Source organism: Hymenobacter terrigena (assembly GCF_054776515.1).
Genome location: NZ_BAAHBU010000002.1, coordinates 540,701 through 563,848, shown reverse-complemented (window position 1 = coordinate 563,848; position 23,148 = coordinate 540,701). Strand labels below are relative to the sequence as shown.

The window sequence follows — 23,148 nt, the reverse complement described above, 5'->3', positions numbered from 1 at the left end:
AATCAGAAAAAATATGGAATATTTAAAGCAAAATGCGCCGGTTAATTTTAAGAGGTTTTGCAAAACCATGGCATTGCAAGACAACCCTCAGCTAATTGAGCAATATAAAAAAGTGCATGCCCCAGGGGCAGTATGGCCCGCGGTCACCCAGGGAATGAAAGAAGTAGGGATTCTGGATATGGAAATATACTTCTTTAAAAATCACCTGTTTATGATTATGGATACGGTTGTTGATTTCGACCATGAGCAGGCAATGCAGGCCCTGGCGTTAAAACCTCAGCAATCAGAATGGGAGGCGTTTGTATCGCAATTCCAGAAAGCCGACGCAACAAATTCTGCTGCTGAAAAATGGGAATTGGTGGAACGAATTTACGTGCTTGACAAATAAGGCTAACTCGGTGCCAATAATCCGGTGGATAATTAATGAATTAGCGGTAATGGCTGCTGCTAAGCGTTAGCAGCCAGAGTCGGGTTTATGTCCTGACTTTGTAAAGCTTGGCTCCGAATAAAAATATAATAGCGTAACAGACGATGGGCAAATAGTAAGCTCTTGCTACGTCGTGGTTGGCTACCAGGCCCATAATTGGCGGGAAAACGGCCCCTCCAACCACTGACATGACTAGGAGGGAAGAGCCCTGTTGGGTCAGGGGACCCAAATCCTTTAATCCGAGGCTAAAGATGGTGGGGAACATGATGCTGATAAAGAAATTAAGCAGCAATAAGGCCACGAAGGAGGGCCAGCCCAAGTTTTGCGCAACTACTACGCACATGGCAATGCTACCCAGCGCGAAACCAGCCAATAATTTATTCGGGGCAATAAAGCGCATGAGGAAGGTGCCAACAAAGCGGCCTATCATGAGCAACAGCATGCTGAACGCAAAATAGTAGGAGGCTTTTTCCGCAACCAGCCCGATTTTTTCGATTCCGTAATTGATGAAAAAAGCCCACGCGCCGCACTGGGCCGCGACATTGAAAAATTGTGCGACTATCGCCCACACAAAATGGCGGCGGGCGAATAGCTTGCCCGGACGCTGCAAATCGTTGGGGTTGATGGGGGCGGCGTAGGAATCGGCCTCCGCTTCAACGGCGTGAATATCCTGAAACGCCGGAACCTTGACGAAATAAAATGCTACCGCTAATAAAAGAATGACCGCGCCGATTATTTGGTAAAGTAGCTTCACCGAAGCCAGGTCGTTGGAGTGTTCCTGGCCAGTGCGCAGAATGAAATAGCCGCCAATGAGGGGGCCCAGCACGGCGCCCAGGCCATTAAAAGCCTGGGCAAAATTGAGCCGCTGGTCGCTGCTGCGCTGGTCGCCGAGGGAGGCGACGAAAGGATGTGCTACCGCCTCTAACGTGGCCAGCCCGCAGGCCAGGACAAATAGTGCGATGCGGAACATCCCAAAAGATTCGGCATTGGCGGCGGGAACGAATAGAAATGCGCCTACCGCGTAAAGACTCAGCCCGAACAAAACGCCGTTTTTATAGCCGAAGCGCTTCATGACCATGCCCGCCGGTATTCCCATCACGGCATAAGCACCGAAGATGGAAAATTGCACTAACCCGGACTGCGCTTTGGATACGTGCAGCACATTTTGGAAGTGCCGGTTGAGCACGTCGCCCATGGTAATGGCAATGCCCCAGAGCATAAACAGCGAGGTGACAAATGCCAGGGTGACAATAAACTTCTTCTGGGTAAAAGCGGCCTTCGATGTTAAATCGGGAGCAGTAAGGGTATTGTTCATGAACAGAAGACCGTTGAAAAATTAAGTGACGGATGAGCTGAATTACTGAAAATTATTGCAGCAATTACTGCTGTTTTCAGGCCTAAAATTCAACTCTGCTTATTCGGTGGTAGAGTATAAGTAGGTTAGTGGGGCAAGTTAGTTTTTGGGAGCGATTGAACAAAACAGGTGTTTGTGAATGCCATACGGCATACGATTGCAAAAGCAACAACTCTTTTGTTTTGATATTGATAATCAGGGTTATAATCTGGTTGGTTGAGCTGTTTATTTACGCAACCGATTCCGTTGATTTTTCTTCGGAATCGGTTGCGTAAATAAACAGCTCAATTGGTGGTGCTTATTGTCAAAGGTCAACCTAGCTTTATTGTCTAATTCGTGTATGCTTCTTAATTGTAAGTAGTCAAAATACGCGTACGGATTTCGATTATTTGAGCTATTTCCAAGGCCTGGGCTTGGTTACACCGCTTTGTCGGACTCACGCAATACTTATTTAACCAAACGCGCTGAATTTTTCGCTTTAAAAAATAACCGATGAATAGAAGTAGACTCTTTCTGTTGCTCGTGGCTTTGCTAATTGCCTTTGCTGCCCAGGCGCAGCAGAGGCAGATTAGTGGCAGAGTAGTTGGTGCTGGCGATAAATCTCCTTTGCCGGGGGTAACCGTTTTGCTGAAGGGCACAACGACGGGGGCCGCAACCGATAACGATGGCAAATTCACCCTCTCGGTTCCGGCTGCTGGCGAAGCGGTGCTCGTATTTTCTTTTGTTGGGTATGACGCGACGGAAGTTCGGGTCGGGGCTGACTCGAACGTGGAGGTGGCCCTGAAGGAAAAAGCTACTTCCTTGTCCGATGTGGTGGTGGTGGGCTACGGCACGCAGCGCCGGGGCAGCGTAACCGGCTCGGTGGCAACGGTTAAAAGCGAGGATATTTCTAAAAGCGCGGTTACTGGCGTGGGCCAGGCCCTGCAGGGCAAGGTGTCGGGCGTTCAGATAACCAGAACGTCGGGAGCGCCCGGAGCCGGGGTTGATATTCGCATTCGCGGAGAGGGCACGCTTAATTCAGGCAAGGGCCCGCTGGTAATTGTTGATGGAATTGAAGGGCAGGATTTGAATACCATCAGCCCCAAAGACATTGATAATATCACGGTGCTAAAGGATGCCTCGGCGAGTGCTATTTATGGCTCGCGGGCTGCCAACGGGGTGATTGTGGTGACCACCAAGCGGGGTGCCGTGGGCAAAACCGTGGTTGACTATTCCTACGCTTACGGCGTGTCGCAGATTGCCCGGATGCCCAAATTGTTGAATGCTCACGACTTTGTGCGCCTGCAAAACGAGTCCATTATTAATGCCGGCGGCCAGCCGACCTGGAGCGACGACCAGATTGCGTCCTTCGGCGACGGCACCGACTGGCTGAAGGCGGTGCTGCGCAACGGCATCCGGCAGGAGCATAACATCTCGGTGAAGGGAGGCTCCGAAAAAGTACGCTATTTAATAGCTGCCAATTACCTCGACGAAACGGGCATCGTGGAATATTCGTCGTTCAAGCGCATAACGGGAAGGGTAAATCTGGATGCCAAGCTGAACGATAAAATTAGTGTTGGCCTGAACGCCTTTGTTTTCAATAGCAAGTCGCCCACCAGCGCGCAAATCAATTATAGCTCGGCGATTGAGTTTGTGCCCACGATTCCGCTGACCAACCCCGATGGCACGCCGGGCTACCGCTTGCCCGGCGGCCCCACCAACGCCGAAAATGGTGGCCTGAACCCCCTGCAAACCGCAGCTATTGGGGCCGATTACACGAATAATGGCCCTACCACGGGAACGAACTCGTCGTTCTTCGTCGAATACAATCCGTTTAGCTTCCTCAAGTTTCGTAGCACGGGCGGCATAAACCTGTCGTACAACCATTCGCAGACGTTTTTGCCGTCCTACAGCATTGTCGATTCCAAGGGGGTAACGGTTTCCGAGCGTCTGCCCCAGCAGCGGCAATTGACGGAAACCGACCGGCTCAACAATAACTGGATTGTCAACAACGTGCTGACGTTCACTCAGGCTTTTGGCGACCATAATACGTCGGTTTTGCTGGGCCATTCGGAGCAATACTCCAAGTCTGAATTCAATTCGCTGCAACGGACCAATTTCCCGAGCAACCAATTTATGGTGCTCGACGCGGGCAGCAATTTGCTGGACCGCGTGGTAGGCAACGTGCCGAACGAGAATTCGCTGCGCTCGTTTTTCGGGCGGGTGAACTATGATTACAAGCAGCGCTATTTGCTGGAGCTGGTAGGGCGCTACGACGGCTCCTCGCGCTTTTCGCCGTCGCGCAAATACGGTTTCTTCCCGTCGGCTTCGGTGGGGTGGCGCATTTCGGATGAGCCGTTTTTTGCCCCCTACACCAAATCGGTAAATGAATTGAAGCTGCGCGCCAGCTACGGCGCCATTGGCAACGAGGCAATTCCCAATTTCGTGTATTTACAAGGGGCCAGCCTCAACAACCCGTATTACCTGAATAACAACACGGTACAAGGTGTAGCGTATGATATTCAGAAAAACCCCGACATCAGATGGGAAACCGCCCTGCTCGCGGACATCGGCTTGGATATGGGCTTTTTTCAGAATAAGCTGACCGTTACGGTTGATGCTTATGATAAGCTGACGAAAGATATTCTGACCAACGTGCCGATTCCGGCTACGTCCGGTTTTTTTGGCACCGATGTTATAGCGGCGACGCAGATTCGGAACGTTGGTCAGGTGCGCAACCGCGGGGTCGAATTATTTACGGGTTACTCCGATTCGTGGGGGAAGGATTTGAAGTATTCCCTGAGCTTCACCGGCTCATATAACCAGAATAAGGTTGTCAGCCTGGGCGAGCCCGGCACGGTGATTTACGGCGACGCGGGCCGCTCCATCACGGCGGTGGGTTATCCGGTGGGCAGCGTGTACGGGTACCGCTCCATCGGGGTGTGGCAAAATGCCCGGGAAATTGGTGAAAACCCCCATCAGGTGAACGACCAGCCCGGTGACCTGCGGCTGGCCGATTTGAACGGTGATGGCAAAGTGGACGGCGCCGATAAGGAGGTGCTGGGCTCGTCGTTGCCGAAGTACACGCTGGGCATCAACGGCAATTTGTCCTACAAGAATTTCGACTTTAACGCGAGCACGCAGGGCGATTACGGCCGGCAGATACTACGCTACGCCGTGGGGGGCTATTTCGAGCTGGCTTACACCACCCGCAACAATTTCGACTACGTGCTGAACCGCTGGCGCGGCGAAGGCACGTCGAATACCATTCCGCGCGTGGTGAATTCCGAATACAACACCGGCGAAGCCACCAGCCTGCGCGTACAGGACGCGTCTTATTTCAAGGTGCGCCACCTGGAATTGGGGTATACCATTCCCCAATCCCTGACCCAAAAAGTCAAAATTGGCAGTGTGCGGGTGTATGCGGCCGGTGAAAACCTGTTCCTGTTCACGCCTTTTGTCGGGCTCGACCCCGAGCGGCCCGGCACGGTGCAACGGCAAAACGAAACGTACCCGCAGGCCAAAACTTACCTGTTCGGGGTCAACGTGCAGATTTAATTATACGGGCAATCATGAAAGCAACTAAAACGATGGTGTGGTGCATGGGTACCGCATTGGTATTGCTGGCGGGATGCAAGAAGGATTTGCTGGAATTGCAGCCGCAGTCTTCGTACACCGAGGAAAATTTCTTTCAAAATTCCAACGACGCGATTCTGGCCGTTAACGGCATTTACTCGTACCTGGTGAGCGACAATTTCTCGCGGGATTTAACCAACGAGAACGTCCTGACCGACGACGAAGCCCCCCAGATTCAGGGCACCGATGACCACATGTGGGGCCTGGCCAATGGCATTGAAACGGCCGCCGGGCGCAACGCCTATCCCTACCGCTTCTGGACGAGCCATTACGTTATCATCGGGCGGGCTAATGTGTTTCTGTCGAAGGTGGACGCCATTCCGATGGATGCCACGCTGAAGAAGCGCCTGATTGCCGAAGCCAAGTTCCTACGGGCGTTTTGCTACCATCGCCTCATCTGGCGCTTCGGCGACGTGCCGCTGCTCACCAAGAACCCCGACCAGGAGCCCGCGCTGCCCAGCCGTTCGCCCAAAGCGGACGTGGTAAAGCTGATTTACCAGGACCTGGCCGCGTCGTATGCCGATTTGCCCGCCAAATACACCGGCGCAGATAAGGGCCGCGTGACGCAGGGCGGCGCGTTGCTGCTGCTGGCCAAGGAATACCTGTACAACAACGACAACGTCAACGCCGCCAAATATGCCAAAATAGCCATGGGCCTGGGTTACACCCTGCTGCCCAATATGTCCGATTTATTTAAGGCAGGAAATAAGAATACCGACGAAGCCTTGTTTGAAATTCAGGCGGGCGACTCGAAGGGTGGGGGATACCCCAACATTCAAACGCGCTATCCGAACAATTCGAACGCGGCGCAGCAGGTGCCCGGTGGCGGCTCTTCCTACGGCAATTATTCGGCGCTACAATCCCTGGTCAACGACTTCGAGAAAACCGACGGGTCCAAGTTTAGCCCCGCCGGCATCGACGTAACGACCAACGACGCGCAGTACCAGGGCCGCGACCCGCGCCTGGGCATTTCGGTGGTGTACAACGGCGCCGACTACTACGGCAAGCCCTGGAGCCGCAGCTGGACGCCTTCGGGCTACACCTTCCGGAAATACACCGTTTCCAAGGCCGACCAGACCTTGTATACCGCGCAGGTTTCGGGCCTCTCGAACACGGGGCTGAACTGGATTATGTACCGCTACGCCGACGTGCTGCTCACCTACGCCGAAGCGCAGAACGAGGCCGTGGGTCCCGATGCCACGGTGCTGTCGGCCATCAACGCGGTGCGGGCCCGGGTATCCATGCCGGCTCTGCAAACCACTGACCCCAGCAAGCCAACTTACGTGGCCAACCAGGCCGATATGCGCGAGCGCATCCGCCACGAGCGGCACGTGGAATTTGCCGGCGAGTCGTCCCGCTTTGAGGATTTGGTGCGCTGGCGCCTGCTGAAAAGCGCGTTGGAAAACAAGTACCTGAACCTGGGAGCCAGCAGCTACCGGATTAGCAACTGGCAGGATTTCCGCTACCTGTGGCCCATTCCGCAGCTCGAAATCAACAACAACCCCAACCTGACGCAAAACTCCGGCTATTAATACTGAGCACCATGAAAATGTCGAAATATCTGCTCGTGGGCCTGGGAGTGGCTACGTTGGGCCTGGGCGCATGCAAAAAGAATTTCCCGGACGGCGGCACCTATGAAGAGCCCACGTTTCTAAAAATCTCGGGCCCGACGCAGGTAGCCAAAAACACCTCGCGCACCTACGCCACTTATTACCTGGATAACGGCGGCTACGTGTGGAGCTTCCCCGCCGATGCCGTGGCCACCACCGACCAGGGCAAATCCCAGATAACCGTCAAGTTCGGCGTGCAGAGCGGGAAAGTAACGGTGAAGGCCAAAGGCATGGAAGCCTCGGTGGACGTGGTGGTGCAATAGCCGTGGCCCTGTCAACCATCAACGCTTCGAACACCAAAAGCAGCAGCGCGGCCCATGGGGCGCTGCTGCTTTTTGATGCCCGGAAATTAAGCTTTTCTCCCTTAAATCAACGCTCGCCAGTGCCTTCATTCACGCGTTTGCCCCGGCTGTTGCGGGGCCTGACCAGCGCCTGCTTGTTGCTGGGGGCTGCCCCCGCAGCCTTCGCGCAGTCGGAAATCACGGCCGTGAGCCCCGACGGGGCAGTGGCGTTTCGGGCGTTTGTGCGCGATAAGCAGCTGAGCTATTCGGTGACGTACCAGAAGGCGCCCGTGGTGGAAGCTTCCCCCATCAAGCTGACTATTGACGGCGTCGACATTACCACCGGCGTGCAGCTGGCGGCAGCCCAAAAATCTTCCCTCAACGAAACGTACCCCTGGTACGGGGCGCACGCCCAGGCAGTAAACCACTACAACGGCCTCGCCATTCCGGCCACGGCCAACGGGCAGCAGTACACCGTGGAGGTGCGGGTTTTTAATGATGGCGCGGCGTTTCGGGTGGTGGTGCCCGGCGCAGCCACCGCGCAGCGGGTGCCGGACGAGGCTACTGCTTTTGTGGTGCCCGTCCGGGCCACCGCGTGGTACCACGACATGAACATGCACTACGAGAGCGTGCACGTCAAAAAGGCCATCGAAGACATCAGGGCCGGGGAATGGGCTGCGCCGCCTGCCACCTTCAAGCTGGCGGGCAGCAACCTGTACTTGGCCATTACGGAGGCCGCGCTGCAGAACTACAGCGGCATGGCCTTGCAGAGCGACGGCAAGAGGGGCCTAGTGGTGCGCCTGGCCAACAACCAGCGCACGTCGTACCCCTACAAGCTGCGGTATAGCCCCGAGGACACGGCCCGGCTGGCCAAGCCCGCCGTCGTGACCGGCACCATCACCACGCCCTGGCGGGTGATGATTGTGGGCAAAGACCTGAACGCTTTCGTCAACAACGACGTGGTGGCCAACCTCAACCCGGGGCCCGACAAAGCCCTGTTTCCGCAGGGCATCAAGACCGATTGGGTGAAGCCGGGCCGGGCCGTGTGGCAATACCTCGACGGCAAGAGCGACGGCACGGTGGCGCAGATGAAGGAGTTTTCCAAAATGGCCGCGCAGCTCGGCTTTGAGCACAACATCTTGGAAGGGTTTTGGAACCGGTGGAGCGACGAGGAAGTGAAGGACTTGGTGGCGTATTCGCGGCAGCTCAATGTGGGCATCTGGGTCTGGAAGCATTCGAAAGGCCTCGCGGACACCAGAACCCGGCAGGATTTCTTCCGCCGTTGCCACGACCTGGGCATTGCGGGCGTCAAAATTGATTTCTTCGACCACGAGGCGAAGGAAGTGATAGACCTGTATCAGCACATTCTGCGCGAAACGGCTGAACAGCACCTGCTGGTCGACTTTCACGGCGCCAACAAGCCCACCGGGCTGGCGCGCACCTGGCCCAACGCCCTCACCAGCGAAGCCGTGAAGGGCATGGAAGCCAGCAAGCTGGAAAACCGGGCCACCCACGAAACCACCATCCCATTCACCCGCTTCATAGTGGGACCGGCTGAGTATACGGTGGTGCATTTCGGCGACCGCCGCAAGAACACCACCTGGGCGCACCAGATTGCCAGCGCCGCCATCCTGAGCGCGCCGCTGCTCACCTATGCCGCCAACCCGGCGAATATCCTGGCTAACCCGGCGGTGGAAGTCATCAAAAGCATTCCGGCCACTTGGGACGAAACCATTGTGCTGCCGGGCTCCGAAATTGGAGAAGTGGCCGCGTTTGCCCGCCGCAAAGGCAGCACCTGGTTTATCAGCGTGATGAACGGCACCGCGCCCCGCAAGCTCACCATCCCCTTGAAGTTTCTGGGCCCCGGCAGCTACCGGGTCACCCAGGTGAAGGACGTGCCGGGCAGCCCGGCGGCGGTAAAAATGGAAAACGCAGCCTTCAAAAAAGGTGCAGTACTGAGCCTGGACCTAGGCGAAGGCGGCGGCTACGTTGCCAAGCTCGAACAATAGCCAACCCAGCCGCCGCACTTCAACTTCTTGATGATGAAAAAAACACTATTCTTCCTCGCCTGCCTCGCCGGCTCACACACCGGGGCGTATGCGCAAAAAAGCGTGACCCAGGATGAGCGCATGCAGTGGTGGCGCGACGGTCGCTTTGGCCTGTTCATTCACTGGGGACTCTACGCCATTCCGGCGGGCGAGTGGAAAGGCCAGGAAGTGCCTGGCATCGGCGAGTGGATAATGAAGCGCGCCCAGATTCCGGCCGTTGAATACCGCGAGCTGGCCAAGCAGTTCAACCCGGTGAAGTTTGACGCCAAAGCCTTCGTGGCGGTGGCCAAAAACGCGGGCATGAAGTACGTGACCCTCACGGCCAAGCACCACGACGGCTTTGCCATGTTCAAGTCGGCGGCCTCGCCCTACAACATCGTGGACGCCACGCCCTACGGCAAAGACGTGGTGAAAGCCCTGGCCGACGAATGCCACCGGCAGGGCCTGAAGATGTGCTTCTACTACTCACAGTCGCGCGACTGGAACGAGCCCAACGGCCTCGACAACGACTGGGACTTCCCGGCCACCCGCAACTTCCAGCAGTACCTCGACCAGAAGGTGAAGCCCCAGCTCACCGAGCTGCTGACGCAGTACGGCGAGGTGGGCATGATTTGGTTCGACACGCCGCTGACCATCAGCAAGGAGCAGGCCCAGAGCCTCAAGGACCTGGTGCGCCGCCTGCAACCGGCCTGCATCATCAGCGGGCGCCTGGGGGGCGGGGTCGAGACGGATTACAAATCGACAGGTGACAACTCGATTCCAGCCACCGTGCTGCGCGAAGACTGGGAGGTGCCCGCCACGCTCAACAACACCTGGGGCTTCAAGAAAAACGACCACAACTGGAAGTCGGCGGAGGTGATTACGCGCCTGCTGTTCGACATTGCCAGCAAGGGCGGCAACTACCTGCTGAACGTGGGGCCGACGGCCGAAGGCGTGATTCCCGAAGAATCGGTGAAGATTCTGGGCACCGTCGGCGACTGGATGAAGGTGAACCACGAGGCCATTTACGGCACCCAGGCCAGCCCTTTTACCACGGAGTTTGCCTGGGGCAACATTACCACCAAGCCTGGCAAAATGTACCTGGGCATCTATCAGTGGCCCACGAAGGAGCTGTATCTGGAAGGTGTTAAAAACAAGGTGCAGCGGGTGTACCTGCTGGCCGACCCGACCAAAAAAGCCATTGCCTTCACCGAAACCTACGACAAGGCCAACGACCACCACGTGATGAAGCTGGCCCTGCCCGCCAAAGCCCCGGACAAGGTTGTGTCCGTAGTGGTGGTGGAAATGCAGGGCGTGGCCAGCGTCGAAAATACCCTGGTGCAGCAGCAGGACCATAGCATCAACCTGCCCGGTGCGGTGGCCGATGTGCGCAGGCAGGATGCCCCGGCCAAGCTCAACTTCATTTCGCGCGCCGGCGGGGCCGAGGGCTGGACAGACCCCGCCATTTCGCTGAGCTGGGATTTCAAAGTGCTCAAGCCGGGCACCTACAAAGTCGACTTCATCACCACCGAAACCGGGCCCGCCGACAACCCCATCTGGCAGGGAGACCACGAAGTGAAAGTCAACTCCGGCACGCAGGCCTTCACCACCAAAATTGTGGCCGATTCCAAGGAGTTCAACCAGCGCAGCCAGTACTGGAAAAAGATTCACACCACGGGTGGTACGCTGGCTTTCAGCAAGCCGGGGGTGTACCACCTCACCCTCGCGCCTGTGAAAATGGCCGAGGGCAAGACGGGCTTCACTTTCCGCGAACTCCACCTGCTGCCCGTCAACTAAGCCAGTGCCTACGCAACTCATGAAAACAAGCAATTGGATGGTGGCCCTGGGCCTTGTGCTGAGCGCGCTCACGGCGCGCGCCGGCGCCGTGCCGGAGCCCAGGGCGGCCGTGAACTGGGCGGCCTTCCTGGCCCGCAACGACGCCGTGTGGAACCAGCTGCCCACGGGCTGGGACGATGCCGTGCTGCTGGGCAATGGCCTGCTCGGCACCACGCTGTTTCAGGAGGGCACCACGGGCCTGCACTTTGAAATCAGCCGCACCGATGTGTACGACCACCGCACCGCCTACAGCACGGTGGTGGGGCGCTGCCGGCTGCCCAACGGGCATTTTCAGCTGCAATACGCGGGCACCAACCCTACCGGCACCATGCGGCTGGACCTGTGGAATGCCGAAGCCCGCGGCACGGTGAAAACCAGCGCCGGCACCATTCAGGTGCGCTCCTTCGTGCACGCAACGGAAAAGGTATTGGTGGTGGAACTCCTTACCACGGGCCGCGAAAGCCAGGCCGCCTGGCAGTGGCGCCCCGATACCGCAAAAACCCCGGTAGCCGCCGGCATTCCGGCCGACTACGTGGCCTACCCGCAGCCGCAACAAAGCGCGACCGACGGCATCAACGTGAGCGTGCAGGCCCTGCCGGAAGGGGAGGCCTATAAGAATGCGGGCCAGGGCGCGGGCCAATACGCCACGGCTTGGAAAGTGGTGGATGCCGGCGCGGGCCGCCGGCTCATTTACATCAGCGAAGGCTACTCCTTCCCCGGCACCACGGCCGCTCAGGAAGCGGTAGCCTCGGTGAAAAAGGCCCTGAATGCCGGTATGACGCCTTTGGAGGCCTCGCACCGTGCCTGGTGGCATAGCTACTACCCCAAAAGCTTTTTGACGCTGCCCAGCGCAAAGGTGGAGGGCTTCTACTGGATGCAGATGTACAAAATGGCCGCCGCCACCCGCGCCGACCGGCCCATGATTGACCTGCTCGGCCCCTGGTTCACGCGCACCAAGTGGCCCGCCATCTGGTGGAATCTGAACGCGCAGCTGGCGTATGCTCCTTTTTACGCGGCCAACCACAACGACCTGGCCAACCCGCTGGTGAATGTGCTCAACGAACACCGGGCGGTGCTGACCGCGAATTCCGGTTTTCCGGACTCCTACAACATCGGCCGCTCGTCGGGCCTCGATTTGGTGCGGCCCGTGGGCCCGGAATGCGCCGACCTGACCTACGCCCTGCAAAACGTGTGGCAGCAGTACCGCGCCACCATGGACGAGGACCTGCTGCGCCACAAGCTCTTCCCGCTGATGAAGGGCAGCTTCGCCTACTTTACCCACCTGATGAAGACCGAGGCCGACGGCAAAATTCACATTCCGGCCACCGGCTCGCCCGAGTACCCGGGGGGCGAAAAGGCCGACGACGCCAACTACACGCTGTCGCTGGTGAAGTGGCTGGCCCGCACTCTCGTCTACGCCGACGACCGGCTGGGGCTGCACGACCCCGCCCGCGCCACCTGGCAGCAAATGGTGACCAACCTGGTGCCTTACCCCGCCGACTCGACCGGCTTTTTGGTAGCTAGGAACCTGCCGTTTGCGGTGTCGCACCGGCACTGGTCGCACCTGTTCATGATTTACCCGCTCTACGAGTACACCTACGACAACCCCGCCCAGGTGCCCCTCATCGAACGCTCGCTGAATAACTGGCTGAAGCGGCCGGAGGCATTTCGCGGGTTCTCGCGGGCCGGGGCGGTGTCCATCTACTCGATGGGCGGCAAGGGCAACGACGCCCTTAAGTACCTGAACATCTTGCTGGACCCGGCGGTACGCTACCCCATTTTGCCCAACACGCTCTACAAAGAAGGCGGGGCCGTCATCGAAACGCCGCTCTATGGGGCCCGGGCAATTCAGGACATGGTGCTGCAGAGCTACAACGGCATTATCCGGGTGTTTCCGGCCGTGCCTGATGCCTGGCCCAGCCTGGCGTTCGATAAGTTCCGGGCCGACGGCGCCTTTCTGGTGTCGGCCAAGCGCGAAAAGGGCAAAACGGCTTTCATCAAAGTGCAGAGCCTGGCCGGGGAGGTATGCCGGTTAAAATCGGACCTCGTGGGCCCGCTCAAAGCCGTCGGCAGCCGCGCCTTTACCCTGAAAAAGCTACCGAACAACGTGGTGGAAATCGACCTGAAAAAAGGCGAGTGGGCGGTGCTCTACGCCGGTGCCACGCCGCCAGCTTTCACCATCGACCAAGTGGCTACGGTGGACAAACCCAACTACTGGGGCCGCAAGTGAGGCGCCCGCACCCTGAAGATTTTTGCATGAAGTCCCCGAAAATGACATTCCTGAAAACCTGGCTCAGCCTCGGCCTACTGGTCCTCTCGGCCGGGCTGGCGCAAGCCACCGATGTGGACGTGAGCAAGTACGGCGCGGTGGGCGACGGCACGACGCTGAACACGGCGGCCATTCAGCAGGCCATTGATGCCTGTGCGAAGAGCGGCGGGGGCAAAGTGGTGGTGCCCGCCGGTAAGTTTCTCTCGGGCACCATCGCGCTGAAAGACAACGTCACGCTGCACCTTAACAAGGACGCGCTGCTGCTGGGTAGCCTCAACCTGGCCGATTACCAGAACCTGGACCCCTTCGCCGACGGGCTGGGCGTGGACGTGGGCTGGGCGCTGCTGGTGGCCGTCGACGCCAAAAACATCGGGCTGGAAGGCGAGGGCATCATCGACGGGCAGGGCTCGAAGCTCAAGGAGCAGCAGCTGCAGACCGACACCCGGCCCGAGGGGCAGCGCTGGGGGCGGCGGCCGTTTCTGGTGCGCATGGTGCGCTGCACGGGCGTGGCGGTGAAGGGCATCACGCTGCACTACGCGGCGGCCTGGACCTCGCACTATTTCCAGTGCAAGCAGGTGCGCATCGAAAACGTGAAGATTGAAAGCCACGGCGTGGCCCACAACGACGGCATCGACATCGACGGCTGCCAGGACGTGCGCATCAAGGACTGCGACATCGTGAGCGGCGACGACGCGCTGTGCTTCAAAACCACGTCGAGCAAGATGGCCTGCCGCGACATTGTGGTGTCGGGCATGCGCCTGCGCAGCAACCAGGGCGCCATCAAGATGGGCACGGAGTCGATGGCCAATTTTGAAAACATTAAAATTTCAAACTGCTACATCTACAACACCACCAACGGCGGCATCAAGTTGCTGACCGTGGACGGGGCGCACCTGCGCAACGTAGACATTTCCGACATCACCATGGTGGAGGTGAAAACGCCCATTCTGGTTCGGTTGGGCTCGCGGCTGAGCGTGTTTCGCAAGGGCCAGGACACCCAGCAGCCCACCGGCACGCTGGAAAATGTGCGTATCCGCAACGTGAAGGCCAAAGCCGCCGACAACGCCCAGCTTACCCCGCCCTCCGGCGTGCTGATTACGGGCGTGCCCGGCCACTACATCACCGGCCTCACGCTCGAAAACATTGAGATTGAGCTGGCCGGCGGCGGCACCGCCGAAGACGGCCGCCAGGTGGTGCCCGAGGCCATCGACAAGTATCCGGAAGTGAAAACCTTCGGCCCCCGCGTGCCGGCCTACGGCATCTGGGCCCGCCACGTGCAGGACCTGAAGCTCATCAACGTGACTTTCAAGCTGGGCAGCAACGACCTGCGCCCGGCCCTGGTGTGCGAAGACGGCAAGAACGTGCAAGTCACGAACTGGAAGCTGCCCCAAACCGAGGGCAGTCAGGCTCTCATCCGGTTCGAGGGCGTAGCGGGCGCCCGCGTGAGTGGGGTAGAGGCCAAGGGCACGACCCAGGCGCTGGTGCGCATTGAGGGGGCCGGCAGCCAGGGCGTGCAGGTGCTGAAAAACACGGCGCCCGGCAGCAAGAAGACAGTTGAGCTAGCCCCGGATGTAAACCCCGGCGCAGCAGTAACCGCCGCCAAAAACTAGCCCCGTCCGCATGAACCGCACCCAACAACTGCTGCAACGAACCGTGCTGGGCCTGGCGCTCCTGCATGGCGGGTGGGCGCACGCCCAAACGGCCGGCGACGAGGACAAAAGCATGCTCAACCGCGTGCAGCCGCGCGACCAGCAGGCCATCGACGAGGCCCAGCGCACCTGGAACCCGCAGGCCCAGAAAACCCGCGACCAGCGCCTGGCCTGGTGGCGCGAGGGTCGCTTCGGCATGTTCGTGCACTGGGGCGTGTACTCGCAGGCCGGGGGCGAGTACAAAGGCAAAAAGGTGAGCGGCTACGCCGAGCACCTGATGCGCAAAGAGAAGATTTCGCGCGCCGACTACCTGGCGCTGGCCAGCCAGTTCAACCCGGTGAAATTCGACGCCGAGCAGTGGGTGAAAACCGCTCAGCAGGCCGGCATGAAGTACCTGGTGGTGACGGCCAAGCACCACGACGGCTTCGCCATGTTCGACTCCAAGGTGTCGGACTTCAACATCGTGAAAAAGACGCCGTTTCGGCGCGACCCCATGGCCGAGCTGGCCGCCGCCTGCCGCAAGCACGGGCTCAAATTTGGGTTCTACTACTCCCACGCCTTCGACTGGGAGCACCCCGACGCCCCCGGCAACGACTGGGAATACGACAACCCCGGCGGCGACCGGCTGCTCCACGGCGGCGCCAACTGGTTTGATGCCGAGCCCGAGCGCCTGCCCAAAGCCGTGAAATACGTGAACGAGAAGGCCATTCCGCAGATTCAGGAGCTCATCCGCCAGTACCACCCCGACATCCTCTGGTTTGATACCCCGCACAAGCTGCCGCTGTCCGAGAACCTGCGCATTCTGAAAGTCATCCGCGAGACGGACCCCCGCGTGGTGGTGAACGGCCGGCTGGCGCGCAGCGGCTCGTATTCGTTCGGCGACTACAAAAACACCGCCGACCGTCCCGCCGAGTTTTACCCGGTGGAGGGCGACTGGGAGGCCATCCCGACCACCAACGAGTCGTACGGCTATTCCAAGTACGACTTGAGCCATAAGCCCGCCAGCTTTTTCATCCAGCTGCTGGCCAAGTCGGCCTCGCGCGGCGGCAACCTGCTCCTGAACATCGGGCCCAAGGGCGACGGCTCCTTTGACGAGAAAGACGCCGCCATTCTGAAGGGCATTGGCGCCTGGATGGCCCGCAACAGCGAGAGCATCTATGGCACCCACGCCTCGCCGCTGGCCTTGCAAAGCTGGGGTGTGAGCACGCAGAAGGGCAATAAGCTCTACCTGCACGTCTTCAACTGGCCCTCGAATGGCAAGCTGGTGGTGGGCGGCCTGAAAGGCACCATCACCAAAGCCTACCTGCTGGCCGATGCCGGCAAGAAAAGCCTGCCCGTGAAGCCCGAAAACGCTGCTGACCTAGCCGTGCAACTGCCCCGGCAAGCCCCCGACCCTGTGAACACCGTGGTGGTGCTGGAAACCAGCGGAGCTCTTACTACCGACCCCGTGCGGCTGCTGGCCACCGCCGGGCCCGCCAACCGCCTGCTGGCTTTTGACGCCGCGCAGCACGGCAAGGGCCTGCGCTACGGCGACGGCAAGGCTAACCGCTACTACGTGGAAGGCTGGAAAAGCCCCGACCAATGGCTGAGCTGGAACGTGCGCGTGAACGAGCCCGTGACCTACCAGCTGGCACTCAAATGCGCCAGCGCGGCCCAAACCGGCGGCACCTACCAGGTCAGCCTGGGCGATTTCAGCCAGCAGTTTACCACGCCCGCAGCACCCGCCACCGAGGCCGTGACCACCCAAAACCTGGGCACGGTGAAGCTGGTCCCCGGCCGCTACGAGCTGAAGCTGACGGCCGTGAATATTACCCAAGGCGAGCTGATGAAGCCGCTGGAAATCGAGCTTATTCCGCAGTAACGCCGGTACCGGCCGGCCCGCATACCCACACCAAATCCCCACCATTCAAGCACTAAACCGATGAAAAAGACCCTGGCTGGTACCGCCGCGCTGCTGCTCCTGGGGGCCCCGCTGTGGGCAAAGGACTACAAAATAAAATCGGCCGCCGAGCTGAGCGCCCTCAAGCTGGTGGCCGGCGACATGGTGATTTTGCAGCGCGGCGACTGGAAAGACCAGCGCCTGGTGCTGCAAGGCACGGGCACGCAGGCGCAACCCATCACGCTCACCACCGAGGCGCCCGGGCAGGTATTCCTGACGGGGCAATCCTCGCTGCAGCTCGATGGCACCTGGCTGGTGGCCGACGGGCTGGCCTTCAAGGACGGCTTTTCGGTGAAGGACGACGTGGTGCTTTTCAGCACCAAAGCCGAGTGGTGCCGGCTCACCAACAGCTCCATCGTCAACTTCGACAACCCCGACAAGAAAGTGGACTACAAGTGGGTGTCGCTGAATGGCGTGCACAACCGCGTCGACCACTGCTACATCAAGGGCAAAACCCACCAGGGCACCACGCTGGTGGTGTGGCTGGCCGACAAAGCCAACTACCACCGCATCGACCACAACTACTTCGCCGACCGGCCCGACCTGGGCGTGAACGGCGGCGAAACCATCCGCATCGGCACCAGCACCTGGTCGATGCACGACTCCTACACCACGGTCGAAAACAACATCTTCAACCACTGCGACGGGGAGCTGGAAATCATCTCCAACAAGTCCTGCCACAACACCATCCGCAACAACGTTTTCTTCGAAAGCAGCGGCATGCTCACGCTGCGCCACGGCAATTTTGCGGAGGTGTACGACAACTTTTTCATCGGTAACGGCAAGCCCAAAAGCGGCGGCATTCGCATCATCGGCGAGAACCACAAGGTTTACAACAACTACCTGAACGGCCTGACAGGCACCGGCGTGATGTCGGCCATCTGCCTGGTCGATGGCATCCCCAACTCGCCCCTGGTGGGCTACTGGCAGGTGAAAAACGCCCAGGTGGTGAACAACACCATCGTGAACTGCGCCGAGCCGTTCGCCCTGGGCTTCGGAAAGAACCCCCAGCGGTATTTGCCGCCGCTGGACTGCACCATTGCCAACAACCTAGTGGTGGGTACGGGCAAGTTTCTGACCTACTACGACCAGCCGACGGGGCTGAAGTTCGAGAACAACCTGGCCTCGGGCCTGGCGGCGGGGGAGGAGTTGCCGGCCGGCATCCGGCTGGCGACCGTGCCCGGCAAGGCCGACCAATGGGGCGCTTGGCGGCCGACAGCCAACAGCGCGGCGCAAGGGGCCGGCAGCAACGCCTTTGCCTTTGTGAAGCAAGACATGGACGGGCAGCCGCGTGGCACGAAGGTGGACGTGGGCGCCGACCAGATAAGCTCCAAAGCCGAACCGATTTTGAAGGAAACCGACATTGGTCCGGGCTGGCTGGGCCTGCCCGTAGTCTCCACCATTCGCATCAAATAAGCCCGCCGGGGTGGTTAGCCCTGGGGTATTCAAGAAATGAGTAACGTAAAATTGCCCTCCGCGCTGTTGTTGTCCGCCTTGCTGGTGTCGACGGCGGCCTCGGGCCAGAGCAAGAAGTCCATCTACCACAAAGGCTGGATTGACTTCAACAAGAACGGCAAAAAGGAAGTGTTTGAAGACGCGGCCCAGCCCGTCGAGGCCCGCATCGCCGACCTGCTGGCGCAAATGACGGTGGACGAAAAAACCTGCCAGACGGCCACGCTCTACGGCTACGGGCGGGTGCTGAAGGAAGAAATGCCCTCGCCGGACTGGAAAAACCACGTCTGGAAGGACGGCATCGCCAACATCGACGAAGAGCTGAACAGCGTGGCCTTCCACCCGGCCACCGACACCAAGTACTCCTATCCCTTCAGCAAGCACGCCGTGGCCATCAACGACGTGCAGAAGTGGTTTGTGGAAGAAACCCGGCTGGGCATTCCGGTCGATTTCACGAACGAGGCCATCCACGGGCTGTGCCACGACCGCGCCACGCCGCTGCCGGCCCCCATCAGCATTGGTAGCACCTGGGACAAGGCCCTGGTGCGGCAGGCGGGCGCCATCGTGGGCCGCGAAGCCAAGGCCCTGGGCTACACCAACGTGTACGCCCCCATTCTGGACCCGGCCCGCGACCAGCGCTGGGGCCGCGTGGTGGAGTGCTACGGCGAAGACCCGTTTCACATTGCGGAGCTGGGCAAGCAAATGGTGCTCGGCATTCAGGAGCAGGGCGTGGCGGCCACGCTCAAGCACTACGCGGTGTACAGCGTGCCTAAGGGCGGGCGCGACGGCAACGTGCGCACCGACCCGCACGTGGCCCCGCGCGAGATGCACCAGCTCTACCTCTACCCGTTCCGGCGCGTTATTCAGGAAGCTCACCCCATGGGCGTGATGAGCAGCTACAACGACTGGGACGGCGTGCCCATCACGGGCAGCCATTATTTCCTCACCGAGCTGCTGCGCGAGAAATTCGGCTTCACCGGCTATGTGGTGTCCGATAGCGAGGCCGTGGAGTACATCTTCAGCAAGCACCACGTGGCTGATTCCCGCAAGGAAGCCGTGCGCCAGGCCTTCGAGGCGGGCCTAAACGTGCGCACCAACTTCACCATGCCGGAAACCTACATCGGGCCCCTGCGGGAGCTGCTGAAAGAGGGCCGCGTGTCGATGAAAACCCTCGATGCGCGCGTGGCCGATGTGCTGCGCGTCAAGTTTCAGCTGGGTTTGTTCGACCACCCCTACGTGGCCGACCCCAAGGCCGCCGACAAGACGGTGCACACCCCAAGCGACGAGGAATTTGCCCTGCGCCTGAACCGGGAGTCGCTGGTGCTGCTCAAAAACGAGAACAACCTGCTGCCGCTTGACCTGAAAAGCCTCAAGAACGTGCTGGTAACTGGCCCGCTGGCCACCGAGACGCGCTACACCACCAGCCGCTACGGCCCGTCGAACAACCCCGTCACGTCCGTGCTCGACGGCATCACGAAGTACGTGGGCAGCGCCGCCAAGGTGAGCTACGCCAAGGGCTGCGACGTGGTGGACGCCACCTGGCCGGAAAGCGAAATCATCGAAACGCCCTTGACTAAGGAAGAGCAGGCCGGCATCGACGAGGCCGTGGCGCAAGCCCGGCAGGCCGACGTGGTGATTGCCGTGGTGGGCGAGGACGAGAAGCGCGTGGGCGAAAGTCTCTCGCGCACCGGCCTCAACCTGCCGGGCCGGCAGCTACGCCTGATTCAGGCGCTGCAAGCCACCGGCAAACCCGTGGTGATGGTCATGATTAACGGCCAGCCCCTCACCATTAACTGGGAAAACCGCTACGTGCCCGCCATTCTGGAAGCCTGGTTTCCGGGTCCGGAAAGTGGGCGGGTGGTGGCCGAAACTCTGTTTGGCGACTACAACCCCGGCGGCAAGCTGGCCATTACCTTCCCTAAGTCGACTGGGCAGCTGGAGTTCAACTTCCCGTTCAAGCCTGCGTCGCAGGCCGGGCAGCCCACTTCGGGGCCCAACGGCTACGGCAAAACCAGCGTGAACGGCGCTCTGTATCCCTTCGGCTACGGGTTGAGCTACACCACCTTCGAGTACAGCAACCTGGTGGTAAACCAGCCCAGCCAGCACGCCAAGGCCGATATTCAGGTGACGGTGGACGTGACCAATACCGGCAAGCGCGCCGGCGACGAGGTGGTGCAGCTCTACCTGAAAGACAAGGTGAGCAGCGTGACCACCTACGAGTCGGACCTGCGCGGCTTCGAGCGCGTGGCGCTGGGGCCGGGCGAGAAGAAAACCGTCAGCTTCACCCTGCACCCTGACGACCTGGCTCTGCTCGACAAAGACATGAACTGGACCGTGGAGCCCGGCGACTTCGAGGTGATGCTCGGCAGCTCGTCGGAAGACATTCGCCTGAAAAAAACCTTCACCGTGCAGGCTGACTAAAAAACCATCCAAATAGCAAAAGTGAACAGTCATGCTAAGCGCAGTCGAAGCATCTCTACCGCGCACTAACTCATTTGCTGCAACGAGTGAGGTGGGACGAATTCGTTGTGGAGTTGGTGAGCTGCATAACGCAACGAAGCGGTAGAGGTGCCTCGACTGCGCTCAGCATGACGCCTGTTTTGATTGATACTGCGCCCGTGCAGGCGCGTGGCCTCACTTTTTTATTTCTCTTCCCCTTGATGTTGATGCCCGCTTTTGACCTAAAATTTTCCGGTATCCGGCTGTTGGCCGCCTTGCTGCTGTGCGGCGGCCTTGCGCGGGAGGCCGCAGCCCAGGCCCCGGCGGCCAACCGTTGGAAAATCAACCCCGACGGGTCGACTACCTGGGTCATTGACCAGCGCCTGCCCCACGCCGACAACATCGAAATGAGCGGGGAGAAGATGTCGACCATCATCCGCTACGGCGTGGATGCCGACGGCGCCTTCACCGTGAGCCGCAGCTTCGTGTGGCCCATGCTGCGCTTTGCACCCAACAAAACCCGCAACCACCTGGCCCGCAACTCGGACTGGAACATTCTAAGCACTATCCAGGCCAACGGCGCCGCCCTGACGGGCGAGAAAGTATCGGCAATAACCCTGAACGGAGAGATGACGGTGAAAAGCACCGTGAAGCCAGGGCTGGAATTCACCCGCACGCTTTTTCCTTCGCCCACCCAGCCGGTGTTTCTGGAAAAGTACCTGCTGAAAAACACCTCGGAAAAGCCGGTATTTGTAGAGATTCCCAGCTACCTGAATACGTTCACGACCGATTCGGCTACGGCCATTTATGGCAAATACACCGTCACGTACCGGTCTACCGGCGGGCGCAGCCTGACGCTGGCCCCGGGCCAGAGCACCGCCTTCGGCGCCGTGTTCGGGGCTGCGAAGGCGGGCGAAAGCATCGCCGCCGTGAGTGCCGACGCTGAAGAAAAGCAGCGCCAGCAGCGAGTAGGGGAGTGGTGGAACAACCTGGTGCTGGAAACCCCCGACGAAACCCTGAACCGGGCGTTCGCCTTCGCAAAAATTCGCGGGGCGGAAAGCATTTACCGCACCAAGGGCGGCCTGATGCACGGCCCGGGCGGCGGGGCGTACTACGCGGCCATTTGGGCCAACGACCAGGCCGAATACATTGGGCCGTTCTTTCCCTTTCTGGGCTATACCGTGGGCAATGAGGCGTCGCTGAATGCCTATCTGCAGTTCGCACGCTTCATGAACCCCGAATACAAGCCCTTGCCCAGCTCCATTATTGCCGAAGGGGAGGGCGTGTGGCAGGGCGCCAAGGACCGCGGCGACGCCGCCATGATTGCCTACGGCGCCGCGCGGTTTGCCCTGGCTTCCGGTGATAAAAAGGTGGCCACGCAAGTGTGGCCGCTGGTGGAATGGACCCTGGAGTACTGCCGCCGCAAGCTGACCGACCAGGGGGTGGTGGCCTCCAACTCCGACGAGCTGGAAAACCGCTTTCCGGCCGGCAACGCCAACCTGAACACGTCCTCGCTGTATTACGACGCGCTGATTTCAGCGGCTGACCTGGGCAAGTCGCTGGGCAAGCCCGGCAGCCAGTTGCAGGCCTACCAAACGCAGGCGCAGCAGCTGCGCGCGGCCATCGAGAAGCACTTTGGGGCCAAGGTGGAAGGCTTCGACACCTACCGCTACTACGAGGGCAACGATGTGCTGCGGGCCTGGATTTGCACGCCGCTCACGATGGGCATTTATGACAGAAAGCAGGGCACCATCGCGGCGCTGTTTTCGCCCCGCCTGTGGACGCCCGACGGCCTGGCCACCCAGGCTGGTAAGGAGACTTTCTGGGACCGGGCCACGCTCTACGCGCTGCGCGGGATTTTCGCGGCCGGCGAAAAGGAAAAGGCCCTCGATTACCTGAAATACTATTCCAACCGCCGCCTGCTGGGCGAGCACGTGCCCTACGCGGTGGAGGCCTACCCGGAGGGCAACCAGCGGCACCTGTCGGCTGAAAGCGGCCTGTACTGTCGCATCTACACCGAGGGTTTGTTCGGCATCCGGCCGTCGGGCCTGAAGTCCTTCCGCACCACGCCCTACCTGCCCAACCAGTGGAACCAGATGGCCCTGCGCCACATCCACGCCTTCGGCGGCGACTTCGACCTGCAGGTGAAACGCGAAAAAGGCAACCTGCGCCTGACGGCTTTTGCTGGCAAGCGCCGGGTGTACAACGCTCGCATCAAGGAGGGGCAAACGGTTGAAATCAAGCTCTAAA

General features: G+C 59.9%; 13 protein-coding genes. 12 read left to right on the top strand and 1 reads right to left on the bottom strand.

Going from position 1 to position 23,148, the window contains the following annotated elements:
* Positions 1-13: 13 nt before the first annotated feature.
* Positions 14-388, top strand: coding sequence for an L-rhamnose mutarotase (locus ACYU7Q_RS09260; protein ID WP_460609166.1), 375 nt, complete (start codon positions 14-16; stop codon positions 386-388).
* 85 nt (positions 389-473) lie between these two features.
* Here ACYU7Q_RS09260 and fucP read toward each other — a convergent pair whose 3' ends face one another.
* Entirely contained in the window at positions 474-1,742 is a 1,269-nt protein-coding gene (gene fucP / locus ACYU7Q_RS09255; RefSeq protein WP_460609165.1) for a sugar MFS transporter, read from the bottom strand.
* A 531-nt stretch (positions 1,743-2,273) separates the two neighbouring features.
* Between fucP and ACYU7Q_RS09250 the strand changes: the two genes are divergently transcribed.
* The 11 genes from ACYU7Q_RS09250 (at position 2,274) to ACYU7Q_RS09200 (ending at position 23,147) form a co-directional block, all read left to right on the top strand.
* Entirely contained in the window at positions 2,274-5,318 is a 3,045-nt protein-coding gene (locus ACYU7Q_RS09250) for a SusC/RagA family TonB-linked outer membrane protein (protein WP_460609164.1), read from the top strand.
* 14 nt (positions 5,319-5,332) lie between these two features.
* Positions 5,333-6,928 carry a RagB/SusD family nutrient uptake outer membrane protein gene (locus ACYU7Q_RS09245; RefSeq protein ID WP_460609163.1) on the top strand — a complete coding sequence of 532 codons (1,596 nt, stop codon included), beginning with the start codon at positions 5,333-5,335 and terminating at the stop codon, positions 6,926-6,928.
* An 11-nt stretch (positions 6,929-6,939) separates the two neighbouring features.
* Complete coding sequence (locus tag ACYU7Q_RS09240) at positions 6,940-7,269, top strand: hypothetical protein (protein WP_460609162.1); 330 nt, start codon at positions 6,940-6,942, stop codon at positions 7,267-7,269.
* Between the two features lie 119 nt (positions 7,270-7,388).
* The gene (locus tag ACYU7Q_RS09235; protein WP_460609161.1) at positions 7,389-9,296 is read left to right on the top strand and encodes a glycoside hydrolase family 97 protein; all 1,908 of its coding nucleotides are present in this window, start codon (positions 7,389-7,391) and stop codon (positions 9,294-9,296) included.
* A 33-nt stretch (positions 9,297-9,329) separates the two neighbouring features.
* A complete protein-coding gene (locus tag ACYU7Q_RS09230; RefSeq protein WP_460609160.1) occupies positions 9,330-11,111 on the top strand; it encodes an alpha-L-fucosidase in 1,782 nt (593 codons plus the stop codon).
* A 19-nt stretch (positions 11,112-11,130) separates the two neighbouring features.
* A complete protein-coding gene (locus ACYU7Q_RS09225; RefSeq protein ID WP_460609159.1) occupies positions 11,131-13,380 on the top strand; it encodes a glycosyl hydrolase family 95 catalytic domain-containing protein in 2,250 nt (749 codons plus the stop codon).
* Positions 13,381-13,406: 26 nt separating this feature from the next.
* Positions 13,407-15,029, top strand: coding sequence for a glycoside hydrolase family 28 protein (locus ACYU7Q_RS09220; RefSeq protein ID WP_460609158.1), 1,623 nt, complete (start codon positions 13,407-13,409; stop codon positions 15,027-15,029).
* 10 nt (positions 15,030-15,039) lie between these two features.
* Positions 15,040-16,929, top strand: a complete 1,890-nt coding sequence (locus tag ACYU7Q_RS09215) for an alpha-L-fucosidase (RefSeq protein WP_460609157.1) — start codon at positions 15,040-15,042, stop codon at positions 16,927-16,929.
* A gap of 60 nt (positions 16,930-16,989) precedes the next feature.
* The gene (locus ACYU7Q_RS09210; protein WP_460609156.1) at positions 16,990-18,423 is read left to right on the top strand and encodes a polysaccharide lyase 6 family protein; all 1,434 of its coding nucleotides are present in this window, start codon (positions 16,990-16,992) and stop codon (positions 18,421-18,423) included.
* A 36-nt stretch (positions 18,424-18,459) separates the two neighbouring features.
* Entirely contained in the window at positions 18,460-20,880 is a 2,421-nt protein-coding gene (locus tag ACYU7Q_RS09205; RefSeq protein ID WP_460609155.1) for a glycoside hydrolase family 3 protein, read from the top strand.
* A gap of 245 nt (positions 20,881-21,125) precedes the next feature.
* Complete coding sequence (locus tag ACYU7Q_RS09200) at positions 21,126-23,147, top strand: hypothetical protein (RefSeq protein ID WP_460609154.1); 2,022 nt, start codon at positions 21,126-21,128, stop codon at positions 23,145-23,147.
* Position 23,148 lies beyond the last annotated feature (1 nt).